Origin of the sequence: Crossiella sp. CA198, assembly GCF_052078295.1 — a bacterium.
Taxonomy (GTDB): Bacteria; Actinomycetota; Actinomycetes; order Mycobacteriales; family Pseudonocardiaceae; genus Crossiella.
The window spans coordinates 429,585-442,643 of sequence record NZ_JBQJIM010000001.1 but is presented as its reverse complement, the minus strand read 5'-3'; the positions used below and the strand labels follow the sequence as shown (position 1 = coordinate 442,643).

Below are 13,059 nucleotides of genomic sequence, written 5' to 3'. Positions count from 1 at the left end.
GCCATGACGGTCCAGACGGCGGTCGCCGAGGCCTTCCGCACCGAATGGGGCCAGGTGGTGGCCACCCTGATCCGGGTCACCGGCGACTGGGACCTGGCCGAGGAATGCGCCCAGGAGGCCTTCGCGCTGGCCCTGGAGACCTGGCCGCGGGACGGCGTGCCAACGCGGCCGGGGGCCTGGCTGACCACCGCGGGCCGCAACCGGGCGATGGACCGGCTGCGCCGGGAGGCGGTCGGCAACGCCAAACTCCGCGAACTCGCCGCCACCCCGGCCGCTGACCCCGGCCCCGAAGCCGGGTCCGACGACGACAGCGGGGTGCGCGACGACCAGCTCCGGCTGATCTTCACCTGCTGCCACCCCGCGCTGCCCCTGGAGGGCCGGGTCGCGCTGACCCTGCGCACCCTGTGCGGCCTGACCACCCCGGAGATCGCGCGCGCCTTCCTGGTGCCCGAACCCACCATGGCGCAACGCCTGGTGCGGGCCAAACGCAAGATCCGCAACGCCGGCATCCCATACCGGGTGCCGCCGGCGCACCTGCTGCCGGAGCGGATGACCGCCGTGCTCGGCGTGCTCTACCTGCTGTTCAACGAGGGCTATTCGGCCACCGCGGGCGAGGACCTGCTGCGCGGCGGCCTCAGCGGCGAGGCGATCCGGCTCGCCCGTGTCCTCTGTGGACTGATGCCCGAGGAGCCGGAGACCCAGGGCCTGCTGGCCTTGCTGTTGTTGCAGGACGCCCGCCGCGCGGCCCGCCTGGACGATCACGGCGACCTGGTCACCCTGGAGCACCAGGACCGGAGCCGCTGGGATCAGGACGAGATCGCCGAGGGCACCGCGTTGCTGGACGCCGCGCTGCGCCAGGGCCGTCCCGGCGTGTACCAGCTCCAGGCGGCCATCGCGGCCTGTCACGCCAACGCCAAGCTCGCCGGGGACACCGACTGGCCGCAGATCGCCGGTCTTTACGGCGAACTGGCCCGCCGGGTGCCCTCCCCGGTGGTGCGGCTCAACCGGGCGGTGGCCGTCGCGATGGCCGAGGGCCCGGACCGGGGTCTGGAACTGGTGCGGGAACTGGACGAGTCAGGTCACCTGGATGGCTATCACCTGCTCCCGGCCACCCGCGCCGACCTGCTCCGCCGCCTGGGCCGCGCCACCGAGGCGGCCGAGGCGTACCGGGCGGCGCTCAAGCTGGTCACCGCCGAGGCGGAACGCCGCTACCTGGATCGTCGGCTGGCATCGCTGGCCCAGGACGGGTAGTCCGTCCACGCGGTCAGCGCCAGCCTGCTGCTGAACTTCCGTTCCTCCCCGGTGATCGGGTCGGTGAAGCCCAGTGTTCTGGCCAGCAGTTGCAGTGGCCGGGTGAAGTCGTCCAGGGGCCGTTCGGTGAGCACCGGGTAGAAGTCGTCGCCGAGGATCGGGATGCCCAGCCGGGTCAGGTGCAGCCGCAGCTGGTGGGTGCGCCCGGTCTTGGGCCGCAGCCGGTACCGCCCGAGCCCGTCCCGCTGTTCCAGGAGTTCGACCTCGGTCTCGGCGTTCGGCGGCCCGTCCACCTCCTGCGCGGTGATCACGCCGCGTTCCTTGAGGATCCGGCTGCGCACCGTGGTGGGCAGCACCAGTCCCGGATTCACCGGCGCCACCGCCTCGTACTCCTTGTGCACCAGGCGGTCCCGGAACAGTGTCTGGTAACTGCCGCGATCAGATCGGTTGATCACGAACATCATCAGTCCCGCGGTGACCCGGTCCAATCGGTGCGCGGCACTCAGATCGGGCAGGTCGTACTGGCGGCGCAACTTCACCAGCGCGGTTTCCTGGATGTGTTTCCCGCGTGGAATCGTGGCCAGGAAATGCGGTTTGTCCACCACCAGGAGATGTTCGTCGCGGTGGACGACCCCGATCGGGAACGGCACCGGCACCTCCACCGGCAACTCCCGGTGAAACCACACCACCCCACCCGGCACATAGGGCGCGTCCAGTTCGAGCGGTCCACTGAGGTCGGCGATCCGCCGCTCGGTGAACATCGAGTCGATGACATCCTGGGTGACCAGCGGCAACCGGTCGGCCAGGTGCGCGCGCACGGTGGGCCAGCTCCCGGTCTCCGGCAGCCGCATCCGGGCCGGGTCGAGCCCGAAGCGCTGCGGCAACGGGGCGGGAGTTTTCCGTCTCACCACCTGAGCCTAGTGGCACCCGCGGATCCGGGTTCGTGGCCCGGACCCGCGGGCGCCACCGTCTCCCCCCGCGGTTGTCCAGCCTGCCCGGCTCCCCGGTGAAAAGACAGCATGGAAAACCGAACAAATACACCGTGAGAAAGTCATGGTTCATGAGCCCGGTCTCATTTCCGGGGGCTGTCGTCATCATTCGCCGTGCGCGAAGTCCCGATGGCGACTATTTTCCGTGCCGGGGAGGTTCGCCGAATGCCGTTCGTGGAACGACGACTGCCGCTGATCGGTGTCGCGGTCGCGGTGCTGCCGGTCTGCCTGGCGGTGCCCTGGCTGGCGCACGTGGGGGGCCCGGACCGTGCGCCCTCGATCTGGTGGTCGGCGCCGTTCCTGCTGCTCAGCGCGGCACTGCTGGCCGTGGCTGCCTCGATCCGGTTGCGGCACGGCCTGCCCTCGCCAGGACAGCGGGCCGCGGTGCTCGCACCCCAGTTCCTGCTGACGATCGCGGCGCTGATCGTGCTCGGCCCCGCCACCTTCGCCCCGGTCTTCGCCGCCTGCACCCTGCTGGTCCTGCTGCCCGGCCCCTGGGCCGGACGCGGATTTCTCGCGGTGCTGGCGGTCGAGGTGTTCGTGCTGGCCCTGGGCTCGGACTCGCTGGTGCCGGTGTTCTCCCGGATCGGGCACAGCCTGGTCGCCGGACTGGCCGTCTACGCCACCGTCCGGGTCGCCGAACTGGCCCTGGAACTGAGTCGCACCAGGGCCAGCCTGGCCGGTCTGGCCGTGGCCAGGGAACGCACCAGGGTCTCCCGCGATCTGCACGACACCCTCGGCCAGGAGATCACCGCGATCGGCCTGCGCGCCGACCTCGCCGCCCGCCTCGCGGTCACCGACCCTGGCGGCGCGGCCGAGCACCTTGGCGCGATCCAGCGGATCACCGAGCACACCATGGGCACCGTGCGCCGGGTCGCCAACGGCGACTGGCAGCCCGACCTCGGCGAGGAGGTCCGCAGTGGCGTCGCCCTGCTCACCGCGGCGGGCATCCGGTACCAGCTCCGCTTCGGCGCGGCGCTGCCCGCGCACGCCGAGGAGGCGGCGGCCTGGGTGGTGCGCGAGGCGGTGACCAACGTGCTCAAGCACAGCTCGGCCCGCCGTTTCCTGCTGACCACGCGGGACCAGGACGGCTGGTGCCGCCTGACCGTGGAGAACGACGGCGTCCGCCCGGCCACCGCGCCGCCCGGCAGCGGCCAGGCCGGTCTCACCGCCCGGATCACCGCCCTGGGTGGCCGCCTGCGCGCGGGCCGGGTGGGCCGGTCCCGCTATCGCCTGGTCGTCGAGATCCCCAGCACGCCGCCCACCGGTTCCGCCACCGCATCCGCCCCCACCGCGAGCGAGGTCCCCCGATGATCCGCGTCGCCGTGGTCGAGGACATGACCGTCCTGCGCGAAGCCCTGGTCGCCGTCCTCGGCTCCGTCCCCGACATCCAGGTCACCGCCGCGCTCTCCCGGGGCGACCAGGTCGCCGCGCTCGTCCAGCAGGCCCCGCCCGAGGTGCTGCTGCTCGACGTCGAACTTCCCGGCCGGGACGGTCTCACCGTGGCCGCCGACCTGCGCACCACCGCCCCGCGCACCCGCATCCTCATGCTCAGCGTGCTGGACCGCCCCGGCGTGGTGCACCAGGCCCTGGCCGCCGGTGTGGCCGGGTTCCTGCCCAAGGGCGTGTCCATGGACCGGTTGCTGGACGCGATCCGCCGGGTGCACGCCGGTGAGTCGGTGTTCCCGCCCGGATTGCTCAGCACCGCGCTGCGCCGCGGCCAGAACCCGTTGACGCCAAGGGAAACCCTGGTGCTGCGGTTGATGGCCGACGGCGACAGCGCCAAGGAGGTCAGCCGCAGGCTCGGCCTGGTGGCGGGCACCGTGCAGAACCACATGACCCGGGTGCTGCACAAACTCGGCGCCCGCAACAAGGTCGAGGCGATCCGCCTCGCCACCGACAACGGCTGGCTGACCGGCTGACCTCCTCACCTGGCGAAGCCTTGCCCTACAACAGTTTGTCCTGGGTGATCGGCAGGTCCCGGATCCGGCGGCCGGTGGCGTGGAAGACCGCGTTGCCGATCGCCGCTGGCACCCCGGTCATCGGCGTCTCCCCGAATCCCCTGGCGCCCAGCGCCGCGCTGGTCGGATCCGGTTTGTCCACGAAGTGCGTCTCGATCTCCGGCACGTCCGCGTTCACCGGCATCAGGTAGGTGGACAGCGTGGCGTTCATGATCCGGGCGTGCGCCGGGTCCACCACCGCGTGCTCCATCAACGCGAACCCGATGCCCCAGATCGCGCCGCCGATGGCCTGGCTGTGCGCGGTGCGCCGGTTGAGCACCCGGCCGGGGTCGTAGGCGCCGACCACCCGGCTCACCGACACCTTGCCGTAGCGCGGATCCACCCGGACCTCCACGAACACCGCGCCGGTGGTGTAGTTCGGCGTGTTCGCGCTGGTGCCGGTCGATTCCACTGGTTTCCCGTGCCGGGCAAGGACATCGCGGTAGCTGTCCCGGCGGCGGTCCCTGGCGAACAGATATCCGTGTTCGGTGACTATCTCCGCCGCCGGTATGCCATGCAGTGGTGACCGTGGGTCGGTCACGGCCAGCCGGATCACCTCGGCGCGCACGGCGCCGGCGGCCTGGTCGACCGCGCCGGTCACGCTGTTCACCGTGCCGGAGCCGAAGGAGCCCATGGCCACCGGGTAGTCGGTGTGGCCGAGCCGGGTGGTCACCTCGCTCAGCGGCAGGCCCAGCACCTGCGCGGCCACCTGGGTGAGCACGGTGTAGGTGCCGGTGCCGATGTCCTGCGCGCCGGTGCTCAGCGTGGCCCGGCCGTCCACACCCACGCTCAGGTGCGCGCCGGAGGGCATCGCGCCGCAGGTGTGCGCCTCGGTGGCCATGCCCCAGCCGATCCGGATGTCCCCGTCCCGCATCGACCCGATCCGTGGATCCCGCTTGGACCAGCCGAAGGCGCGGGCGCCGATCCGGTAGCACTCGTCCAGGTGCTTGCTGCCCCAGCGCGCCCCGGTCTCCGGGTTGGTCGCGGCGTAGTTGCGCAGCCGCAGTTCCACCGGGTCGATGCCGAGCCGGTGGCTCAGCTCGTCCAGGGCGGTTTCCAGGCCGTGGTGCGCGGCGAGTTCGGGGGAGCGGATGAACGAGCCGTTCTGCAGGTCCAGCCGCACGGCCTGCTGCCGCACGTGCAGGTTGGGCACCGCGTAGAGCAGCCGGGAGGAGTGGCTGCTGTTGTACACCCGGTCCTCGGTGGCCGAGACCTGCTGGGTGGAGACGTGCACCAGCGCGGTCAGCCGCCCGTCCCGTTTCGCGCCCAGGGTGATCCGCTGGCTCAGCTCACTGCGGTGGCCGTGCGCGGTGTAGAGCTGGGCCCTGGACAGCACCAGCTTCACCGGCCGGTCCAGGACCCTGGCCGCGGCGGCGGTGAGCAGGGTGTGCGGCCAGGTCGCGCCCTTGGCGCCGAACCCGCCGCCGAGGTAGGGCGAGACCACCTTGACCTCGGCCAGTGGCACCCGCAACGCCTGGGAGACCGCGCTGCGGGCGAAGGTCACCGACTGGGTCGACTCGTACACGGTGACCTGCCCGCCGGTCCAGTGCGCGATGGTCGCGGACGGCTCCATCGGGTTGTGCAGATGTATCGGCGAACTGTATATGCCCTCGATCCGGATATCCGCTTCGGCGAGTCCGGCGGCGGGGTTGCCGCGGACCGTCTCGTTGGGGGTGCCGCTCTGCACCGGCGGCACGAACTCCTCGCCCTCGGCCTCGTGCAGCGCGGAGCGGTGCTTCTCGGTCTGGTACTGGGCGCTCACCAGGCTGGCGGCGTGCTGGGCCTGTTCCAGGGTCTGTGCCACGACCAGCGCGATCGGCTGGCCGTTGTGGTGGATCCGGTCGTCCTGCACCGGGAGGTAGCTCTTGCGGTACGGCCCGACCGGCATGGTCAGTCGCGGCATGGTGTGGTGGGTGAACACCCGCAGCACACCCGGCGCGCGTTCGGCGGCGGTCACCTCGATGCCGGTGATCCGGCCCCTGGCGATGGTGCTGAGCACCAGGAATCCGTGCAGCAGTCCGGGAATCCGCTGGTCGGCGGCGTAGGTGGCGGCGCCGGTGACCTTGTCGTGGCCGTCCACCCGGTCCACGGGCCTGCCGATCAGTCCGCCGGTCATCGCTGCCTCCCGAGTTCGGTGAGCACGCCGGTGAGTGCCCTGCGCATCAGCTCCACCTTGAAACCGTTGTGCGCCAGTGGTTGTGCGCCGCGGACCGCGGCTTCGGCGGCCGCGGCCAGACTCGCGGCATCCAGGGGCCTGCCGCGCAGGGCGGCCTCGGCCCCGGGGGTGCGCCAGGGCCGGGGCGCGACCCCGCCGAAGGCCAGCCGGACCTCCTGCACCCGGCCGCCGCGCTGGGTGAGGCAGGCGGCCACCGACACCACGGCGAACTCGAAGCTCTCCCGGTCCCGCAGTTTCAGGTAGCGCGACCGCGCGGACAGCGGCCCGGTCGGCACCTCCACCGCGGTGATCAGCTCACCGGGCCGCAACCCGGTCTCCAACTGCGGGGTGTCCCCGGGCAGCCGGTAGAACTCGGCGAAGGGGATCCGCCGCGCGCCCTCGGCGCCCAGGGTCAGCACGGTCGCCTCCAGGGCCGCCAGGGAGACCGCGAGGTCGGAGGCGTGCACGGCCACGCAGTGCTCGCTGGCCCCGAACAGCGCGTGCATCCGGTTGTGGCCTTGGCGGGCCGGGCAGCCACTGCCGGGCGCTCGTTTGTTGCACGGGAAACCGCTGTCCCGGAAGTAGCCGCACCGGTTGCGCTGCAACAGGTTCCCGCCGATCGCGGCCATGTTGCGCACCTGCGGCGATGCCGAGTTCAGCAGCGCCGAGGACAGCACCGGGGCCTGGGTGCGCACCGCAGGGTGCGCGGCCACCTCGGCCATCCGGGCCAGCGCGCCGATCCGGATCCGCCCGGCCGACACCTCGATCTCCTTGAGCGGCAACGCGTTGATGTCGACGACCAGGTCGTGCGCCTGCACGCCGTCCTTCATCAGGTTCAGCAATTCGGTGCCCCCGGCCAGGTAGGCCGCACCCGGCGCGGACCCCGCCCGCACCGCCTCCGCGCTGACCCGCGGCCGCTGGTAGCCAAACGCCCTCATCGCCGCACCTCCCGCGCGGCATCGCGCACCGCGGCCACGATGTTGGGATAACAGCTGCACCGGCACAGGTTCCCGCTCATCCACTCCCGGATCTCCGCGTCCGAGCCGGTGTGCCCCTCCTCGATCGCGGCCACCGCGGACATGAGCTGGCCGGGGGTGCAGAACCCGCACTGGAAGGCGTCCCGGCGGATGAACGCCGCCTGCACCGGGTGCAGTTCGCCCTCGGCTGCCAGGCCCTCCACGGTGCTGATCCGCTGGCCCTGCCGCATCACCGCCAGGGTCAGGCAGGACTTGATCCGCTGCCCGTCGGCCAGCACCGTGCAGGCCCCGCATTCGCCGCGGTCGCAGCCCTTCTTCGTGCCGGTCAGCCCCAGCCGCTCGCGCAAGGCGTCCAGCAGGGTGACCCTGGGCTCGACCGCGACCCGGTGCCGCTGCCCGTTGACGGTGAGCGTGATGTCCACAGTGGACCCGGGTTCGATTCTGTCCACTGTGGACTCTTCGGCGGCCGGTGCGGCGACCGCGGGCAGGCCGCCCGCGGCCAGCGCTCCCGCGGTGGCGCCACCGGCCTTCAGCACTGTCCTTCTGCTGGGCCGGACCTCGGTCGGATCGGATTGCTCGGACATCAGACCTCCTCGAACCTGCTCAAGACACTGGCCATCCTGCCGTGCTGTCAGCGCGCCGGGTGGAGCAACTCGGACAGCTCGATCCGGCGGTAGAAGTCGCCGCGGATCTTGTCCGCGACCGCGCTGACCACCTCGGAGCCGTCATCGGCCGGGTCGATGTGGGTGCGGAACGGGCGGGTGCCGTGCGGGCGGCCCACCACGTCCACGATCGCCTCGGCGACCAGGGCCACGTCGGCTTCCGGTGGGATGAGCGCGCCGAGCCGGTCCGGGATCTCCCGCTGGAGCTGCCCGTACTGCTCTTCGTAGGCCTCGACCCGGTCGGTGTCGGCGGGGTGCCCGGCGTTGGGGAAGTGGTTGGTGCCGTTGGTGAACGCGCCCGGCACGATGATCGCGGTCTCGATGCCGAAGCGGGAGACCTCGGCGGCGTAGCCGACCGCCAGGGAGTCCAGCGCGGCCTTGGCGGCGAAGTACCCGGTCAGGAACGGCGGGGTGCCGCCGCGCACGCTGCTGCTGGAGGTCCACAGCAGCAGGCCCTCGCCCTGGGCACGCAACTGGGGGAGCGCGGCCCGGTTGACCCGCTGCGCGCCCAGCACGTTGGTGTTGTAGACCGCGGCCAGCTCCTCGGTGCTGAACGCCTCGGTCGGCCCGACCACCAGGTGGCCCGCGTTGTGCAGGACCACGTCGAGGCGGCCCTGCTCGGCCACGATCCGCGCGATCGCGGCGTCCACCGAGTCCTGGTCCAGCACGTCCAGCTCCACCGAGTGCAGCTTGACCTTGTTGGTGGTGGCGAACTCCCGGAGTTCGGCGACCCGCGGCGCGTTGCGGCCCTGGGTGTTCCGCATGCCGGCGTAGACGGTGTGCCCGGCGCGGCTCAGTGCCCGCGCGCTGAGCGCCCCGATGCCGCTGGACGCCCCGGTGACCACGATGACCTTGCTCATGACCCGCTCCTTGTTATCGCTGTTCCGCTGTCTGCGTGAGCAACGATAACACTCGGACGTTAGCGACGCTAGCCCCTGAGTGTTATCAGCGATATGACCGAGTTTCCGCAGGTCAAGTTAGTGCGCGGGGGCCTTCTGTGCGTGCGTGGTGGCCCATTCCGCCGAGTTGGGCCAACTGGTGCGCCCGGTTGGGCCAACTCGGCGTACGAGTTGGCCCAACTCGTACGGGCCGGGGTTGCCGGAGTGTCGCCCGGGATCCGTGTTCAAGACTTATTTTTAGCCATGTATTGACTTGCCGCTGTGGCCGTCATTACGTTCGGGCCGCCAACAAATTCGCCGCCGCCACCCCCTGCGCGACACCTGGGAAACCGCTTCCCGGCCCCCGGTGTCGCGTCCCTGCATCGTGGCAGAGGAGCGCCCTGTGACGTGGAGACGGATGGCGACGGCGGCGGCAGCCGCGGTGGTCGCCGCGAGTTCGCTGACCCTGGTGTCCGCACCAGCCGCCCAAGCGGCCATCACCCCTGACGGCTGGTACAAGGTGGTGAGCAAGACCAGCGGCAAATGCGTTGACGCCCGGGGCGCGGCCGCGGCCAACGGCACCGCCGTGCAGCAGTACACCTGCAACGACAGCACCGCCCAGCAGTGGCAGTTCCAGGAGAGCGGCGGCGGCTTCTCCCGGCTCAACAGCCGGATCGACGCCGCCCAGGTCATCGACGTGGCGGAGAACTCCACCGCTGACGGCGGCCAGACGCACCTGTGGACCTACGGCGGCGGCGCGAACCAGCAGTGGCAGCCGGTGGAACAGGCCGACGGCTCCTACCAGCTGGTCAACCGCAACAGCGGCAAGTGCTTCGACCTGACCGAGGGCTCCCAGGCCGACAGCGTGCAGTTCCAGCAGTGGAGCTGTTTCGCGGGCTCGCCCAACCAGTCCTTCAACCTGGTCCCGGTCGACGGCGGCGGCCCCGGCCCCGGTGATCCGGACTTCGGCCCCAACGTCTTCGTCTTCGACCAGTCCACCCCGCAGGCCACCATCCAGAGCCGGGCGAACACGATCTTCCAGCGGCAGGAGCGGGCCCAGTTCGGCGCGGACCGCTACGCCATGCTGTTCAAGCCCGGCACCTACAACGTCGATGTCAACGTCGGCTACTACACCCAGGTCCTCGGCCTGGGCCGCAATCCCGACGACGTGCACATCCGCGGCGCGGTGCACGTGGAGGCGGACTGGTTCCAGGGCAACGCCACGCACAACTTCTGGCGCGCCGCGGAGAACCTGTCGGTGACCCCCAGCGGCGGCACCGACCGGTGGGCGGTCTCCCAGGCCGCGCCGTACCGGCGGATGCACGTGCGCGGCAACCTGCAGCTCGACGACAACGGCTGGTCCAGCGGCGGCTTCATGGCCGACAGCAAGATCGACGGCCAGGTGCGCTCGGGCAGCCAGCAGCAGTGGTTGTCCCGCAACACCAACTGGGGCAGCTGGACCGGCTCCAACTGGAACATGGTCTTCGTCGGCGCGAACAACGCCCCGGCCGGCAACTTCCCCAGCCCGCCCTACACCAGGGTTGACCAGACCCCGCAGATCCGGGAGAAGCCGTTCCTGCAGGTCAACAGTTCCGGCGGCTACGAGGTCTTCGTCCCGGCGCTGCGTAACAACTCCCGCGGCACCACCTGGGAGGGCGGCAACGCGCCCGGTCAGGCGCTGCCGATCAGCTCCTTCTTCATCGCCAAGCCCGGCACCAGCGCCGCCGCGATGAACCAGGCCCTGGCCGAGGGCAAGAACCTGATTGTCACCCCCGGCATCTACCGCCTGGACCAGACCCTGCGGGTCACCCGGCCGGACACCGTGGTGCTGGGCCTGGGCCTGGCGACCCTGATGCCCAACAACGGGATCACCGCGATGACGGTGGCCGACGTGCCAGGGGTGAAGATCGCCGGCCTGCTCATCGACGCCAACACCACCAACTCCAACCTGCTGATGGAGGTCGGCCCGGCGGGCTCGGCGGGCAACCACGGCGCCAACCCCACCTCGCTGCACGACCTGTTCATCCGCATCGGCGGCATGGTCGCGGGCAAGGCCACCACCAGCCTGGTGGTCAACAGCCGCAACGTGATCGGCGATCACCTGTGGCTGTGGCGCGGCGACCACGGCGACGGCATCGGCTGGAACACCAACACCGCCGATGTGGGCCTGGTGGTCAACGGCGACAACGTCAGCATGTACGGCCTGTTCGTCGAGCACTACCAGAAGTACCAGACCATCTGGAACGGCCAGGGCGGCAAGACGTTCTTCTACCAGAACGAGATGCCCTACGACCCACCCAACCAGGCGGCCTGGATGAACGGCTCCACCCGCGGCTACGCGGCCTACAAGGTCGCCAACCACGTCACGAGCCACGAGGCCGTCGGTCTGGGCAGCTACTGCTTCTTCAACGTCAACCGGAGCGTGGTCGCCGACCGCGCCTTCGAGGTCCCGAACAACCCCAATGTCCGCTTCCGCAACATGGTCACGGTGTCCCTGGGCGGCGGCGCGGGCACGATCAACCGCATCATCAACAACTCGGGCGGCACCGCTGGCGCGGGGCAGACCGTGCAGTACCTGGTGAACTACCCGTAGTACCTGGGTGACACCAGCGGACGGTCCGGGTCGAGTCGGTCCCAGCGACCCGGGCCGTCCACTATGGACATCGAGTTCAGCGGGCAGCGCCGCGGCACCACCTCGTGGCCAGGCGCCCGCCCCGCCAGACGAGCGCCCCGGCCGCGCGGTCAGTTCCCGTGCGCGCTCGCGCGCCCCAGCCCCATGAGCAACCGCTCCATCACCTCGGGGTCGACCTCGTGCGGGTCATTGGCCAGCCGCTCCGCCTCGGGCGAGCGCCGCCGTTCCCGCCGCGGCAGTGGCACCGCCTCCGCGGTCACCCCGGACGGCAGCGGCAGCGTGCACCACAGCATCCGGCCGCGGCCCTCCAGGGGCACCACGCCCAGGTTCGGGCCCTCCATGTCGGGGGTCGCCTCGGCCGGGCGGCCGTCGGCCACCTCGATCACCAGGCTGTCCCCGCTGACCCGCAGGCGCACGGTCAGCATGCCGGGCCGGTCGGGATCAGCGCTTTCCACCACCGCGGCCACGAGCTGACCGGCCGCGGTGGCGGCCTCGTCGAGCATCGGCCGCAGGTGCCACTCGCGCAGCGTGAACTGGGCGAACAGATCGGCGCAGTTCACCGCGGTGGGGAGCGCGACCAACTGGATGTCGTCGACCTGTGCAGTGTGTGGGGTCACCGGGTTCCTTCTTCCGCCATTTCGGGAGCCTCGGGTGTCACTCGAATAGGGGATCCTGCCACACGCCGTGAACGTCCGCTGATTCCGCGTCTACTTCGTTGCCAGTTGTCAACCTAGGATGACCAGGTGGAGATGGATCGGCTCATGACGTTGACCAGGGCGACCGGAGTGGACGACCCGATCGTGGGGCTCGCCGCCGCCGCGGAACTACGCAGCGAACTCGAACGCCTGGAGGCCGTGCTGGTCCGCCGGGCCCGGGTGCGCGGCCGCACCTGGACCGAGATCGCCTCCGTGCTCGGCGTCAGCAAGCAGGCCGTGCACAAGAAACACGGCCGCTCCGCCCTGTTCGGCCGCCGCAACGCCTGACCGGCCGGGCCCCGCGGGCTGCCTGCGGCGGACCTACTCCGGCAGCGGCCGCCGCCCGGCGAAACCGAGATCGCGCCGGTGATACCAGCGCAGCTCGGTGTCGCCCTCCAGCCAGCACAGCAGCACCGGCACCCGGTCCAGCTCGGCCGGGAAGTCCACCAGCAGCGGCGCGAAGCCCTTCAGCTCGGCCCCGGTCTGCTGCACCTGCGTCATCAGCTCGTCCAGCCGCGCCTGCGCCGCCTTGAACTCCGGCAGCCCGCCCAGCGGACTCGGCTGCCCGCCGGGGGCCACCGAGACGGCCAGTTCGGCGGCGTCGGCGCGCAGTGTCACCAGTTCGGTCAGCACCGGCAGCAGCGCGGCCAGCTCGGCCCTGGCCTCCGCCACGGTGAACAGTCCCATGCGCACAGCCTGCCATCCCGGCGGCCCGGACCGCTTGACCTCTAGTTAGGTCGAGCTTCCACACTCTTCTCATCAGCGACTTCGGTCCACGAAGGACCACGGCGGGAAATTCACGCCGATTTTGTCGGGGGTG

The 13,059-nt window shown here is 71.1% G+C and carries 12 protein-coding genes; 5 read left to right on the top strand and 7 right to left on the bottom strand.

What is annotated here, in order from left to right:
- Positions 1 to 3 precede the first annotated feature (3 nt).
- Positions 4 to 1,251, top strand: coding sequence for an RNA polymerase sigma factor (locus ACTOWY_RS02170; RefSeq protein WP_441307898.1), 1,248 nt, complete (start codon positions 4 to 6; stop codon positions 1,249 to 1,251).
- On the opposite strand, the gene ACTOWY_RS02165 is transcribed toward ACTOWY_RS02170, so the two are convergent.
- Positions 1,209 to 2,159, bottom strand: coding sequence for an RluA family pseudouridine synthase (locus ACTOWY_RS02165; protein WP_441307897.1), 951 nt, complete (start codon positions 2,157 to 2,159; stop codon positions 1,209 to 1,211). The genes ACTOWY_RS02170 and ACTOWY_RS02165 overlap by 43 nt on opposite strands.
- Before the next feature lie 246 nt (positions 2,160 to 2,405).
- Here ACTOWY_RS02165 and ACTOWY_RS02160 point away from each other — a divergent pair, with 246 nt between their 5' ends.
- Together ACTOWY_RS02160 and ACTOWY_RS02155 are read left to right on the top strand one after the other, a co-directional pair.
- A complete protein-coding gene (locus ACTOWY_RS02160) occupies positions 2,406 to 3,554 on the top strand; it encodes a sensor histidine kinase (RefSeq protein ID WP_441307896.1) in 1,149 nt (382 codons plus the stop codon).
- Positions 3,551 to 4,162: a response regulator gene (locus ACTOWY_RS02155; protein WP_441307895.1), complete on the top strand. Its 612-nt coding sequence runs from the start codon at positions 3,551 to 3,553 to the stop codon at positions 4,160 to 4,162. The genes ACTOWY_RS02160 and ACTOWY_RS02155 overlap by 4 nt, the downstream gene beginning before the upstream one ends.
- Positions 4,163 to 4,187: 25 nt before the next feature.
- Here the strand turns inward: ACTOWY_RS02155 and ACTOWY_RS02150 are convergent, their stop codons facing one another.
- Genes ACTOWY_RS02150 through ACTOWY_RS02135 form a run of 4 tightly spaced genes read right to left on the bottom strand, consistent with a single transcriptional unit; the run spans position 4,188 to position 8,894 of the window.
- On the bottom strand, positions 4,188 to 6,356 hold the full coding sequence (locus tag ACTOWY_RS02150) for a xanthine dehydrogenase family protein molybdopterin-binding subunit (protein ID WP_441307894.1): 2,169 nt from the start codon (positions 6,354 to 6,356) through the stop codon (positions 4,188 to 4,190).
- Positions 6,353 to 7,333, bottom strand: a complete 981-nt coding sequence (locus ACTOWY_RS02145) for an FAD binding domain-containing protein (protein WP_441307893.1) — start codon at positions 7,331 to 7,333, stop codon at positions 6,353 to 6,355. Before ACTOWY_RS02145 ends, ACTOWY_RS02150 begins: the two co-directional genes overlap by 4 nt.
- A complete protein-coding gene (locus tag ACTOWY_RS02140; RefSeq protein WP_441307892.1) occupies positions 7,330 to 7,956 on the bottom strand; it encodes a (2Fe-2S)-binding protein in 627 nt (208 codons plus the stop codon). Before ACTOWY_RS02140 ends, ACTOWY_RS02145 begins: the two co-directional genes overlap by 4 nt.
- Before the next feature lie 47 nt (positions 7,957 to 8,003).
- The gene (locus tag ACTOWY_RS02135; RefSeq protein ID WP_441307891.1) at positions 8,004 to 8,894 is read right to left on the bottom strand and encodes an SDR family oxidoreductase; all 891 of its coding nucleotides are present in this window, start codon (positions 8,892 to 8,894) and stop codon (positions 8,004 to 8,006) included.
- A gap of 436 nt (positions 8,895 to 9,330) precedes the next feature.
- Here ACTOWY_RS02135 and ACTOWY_RS02130 point away from each other — a divergent pair, with 436 nt between their 5' ends.
- Positions 9,331 to 11,505, top strand: a complete 2,175-nt coding sequence (locus ACTOWY_RS02130; RefSeq protein WP_441307966.1) for an RICIN domain-containing protein — start codon at positions 9,331 to 9,333, stop codon at positions 11,503 to 11,505.
- Between the two features lie 149 nt (positions 11,506 to 11,654).
- Here the strand turns inward: ACTOWY_RS02130 and ACTOWY_RS02125 are convergent, their stop codons facing one another.
- Positions 11,655 to 12,161 carry an ATP-binding protein gene (locus ACTOWY_RS02125; protein WP_441307890.1) on the bottom strand — a complete coding sequence of 169 codons (507 nt, stop codon included), beginning with the start codon at positions 12,159 to 12,161 and terminating at the stop codon, positions 11,655 to 11,657.
- A 144-nt stretch (positions 12,162 to 12,305) separates the two neighbouring features.
- Here ACTOWY_RS02125 and ACTOWY_RS02120 point away from each other — a divergent pair, with 144 nt between their 5' ends.
- Complete coding sequence (locus ACTOWY_RS02120) at positions 12,306 to 12,527, top strand: hypothetical protein (protein ID WP_441307889.1); 222 nt, start codon at positions 12,306 to 12,308, stop codon at positions 12,525 to 12,527.
- Between the two features lie 33 nt (positions 12,528 to 12,560).
- Here the strand turns inward: ACTOWY_RS02120 and ACTOWY_RS02115 are convergent, their stop codons facing one another.
- Positions 12,561 to 12,926, bottom strand: coding sequence for a DUF2203 domain-containing protein (locus ACTOWY_RS02115; protein WP_441307888.1), 366 nt, complete (start codon positions 12,924 to 12,926; stop codon positions 12,561 to 12,563).
- Positions 12,927 to 13,059: the final 133 nt, after the last annotated feature.

Coding starts and splice junctions, on each gene's coding strand:
- ACTOWY_RS02115 (WP_441307888.1), bottom strand. CDS start 12,926: ATGGGACTGTTCACCGTGGCGGAGGCCAGGGCCGAGCTGGCCGCGCTG.
- ACTOWY_RS02140 (WP_441307892.1), bottom strand. CDS start 7,956: ATGTCCGAGCAATCCGATCCGACCGAGGTCCGGCCCAGCAGAAGGACA.
- ACTOWY_RS02160 (WP_441307896.1), top strand. CDS start 2,406: ATGCCGTTCGTGGAACGACGACTGCCGCTGATCGGTGTCGCGGTCGCG.
- ACTOWY_RS02120 (WP_441307889.1), top strand. CDS start 12,306: ATGACGTTGACCAGGGCGACCGGAGTGGACGACCCGATCGTGGGGCTC.
- ACTOWY_RS02135 (WP_441307891.1), bottom strand. CDS start 8,894: ATGAGCAAGGTCATCGTGGTCACCGGGGCGTCCAGCGGCATCGGGGCG.
- ACTOWY_RS02150 (WP_441307894.1), bottom strand. CDS start 6,356: ATGACCGGCGGACTGATCGGCAGGCCCGTGGACCGGGTGGACGGCCAC.
- ACTOWY_RS02170 (WP_441307898.1), top strand. CDS start 4: ATGACGGTCCAGACGGCGGTCGCCGAGGCCTTCCGCACCGAATGGGGC.
- ACTOWY_RS02155 (WP_441307895.1), top strand. CDS start 3,551: ATGATCCGCGTCGCCGTGGTCGAGGACATGACCGTCCTGCGCGAAGCC.
- ACTOWY_RS02130 (WP_441307966.1), top strand. CDS start 9,331: ATGGCGACGGCGGCGGCAGCCGCGGTGGTCGCCGCGAGTTCGCTGACC.
- ACTOWY_RS02145 (WP_441307893.1), bottom strand. CDS start 7,333: ATGAGGGCGTTTGGCTACCAGCGGCCGCGGGTCAGCGCGGAGGCGGTG.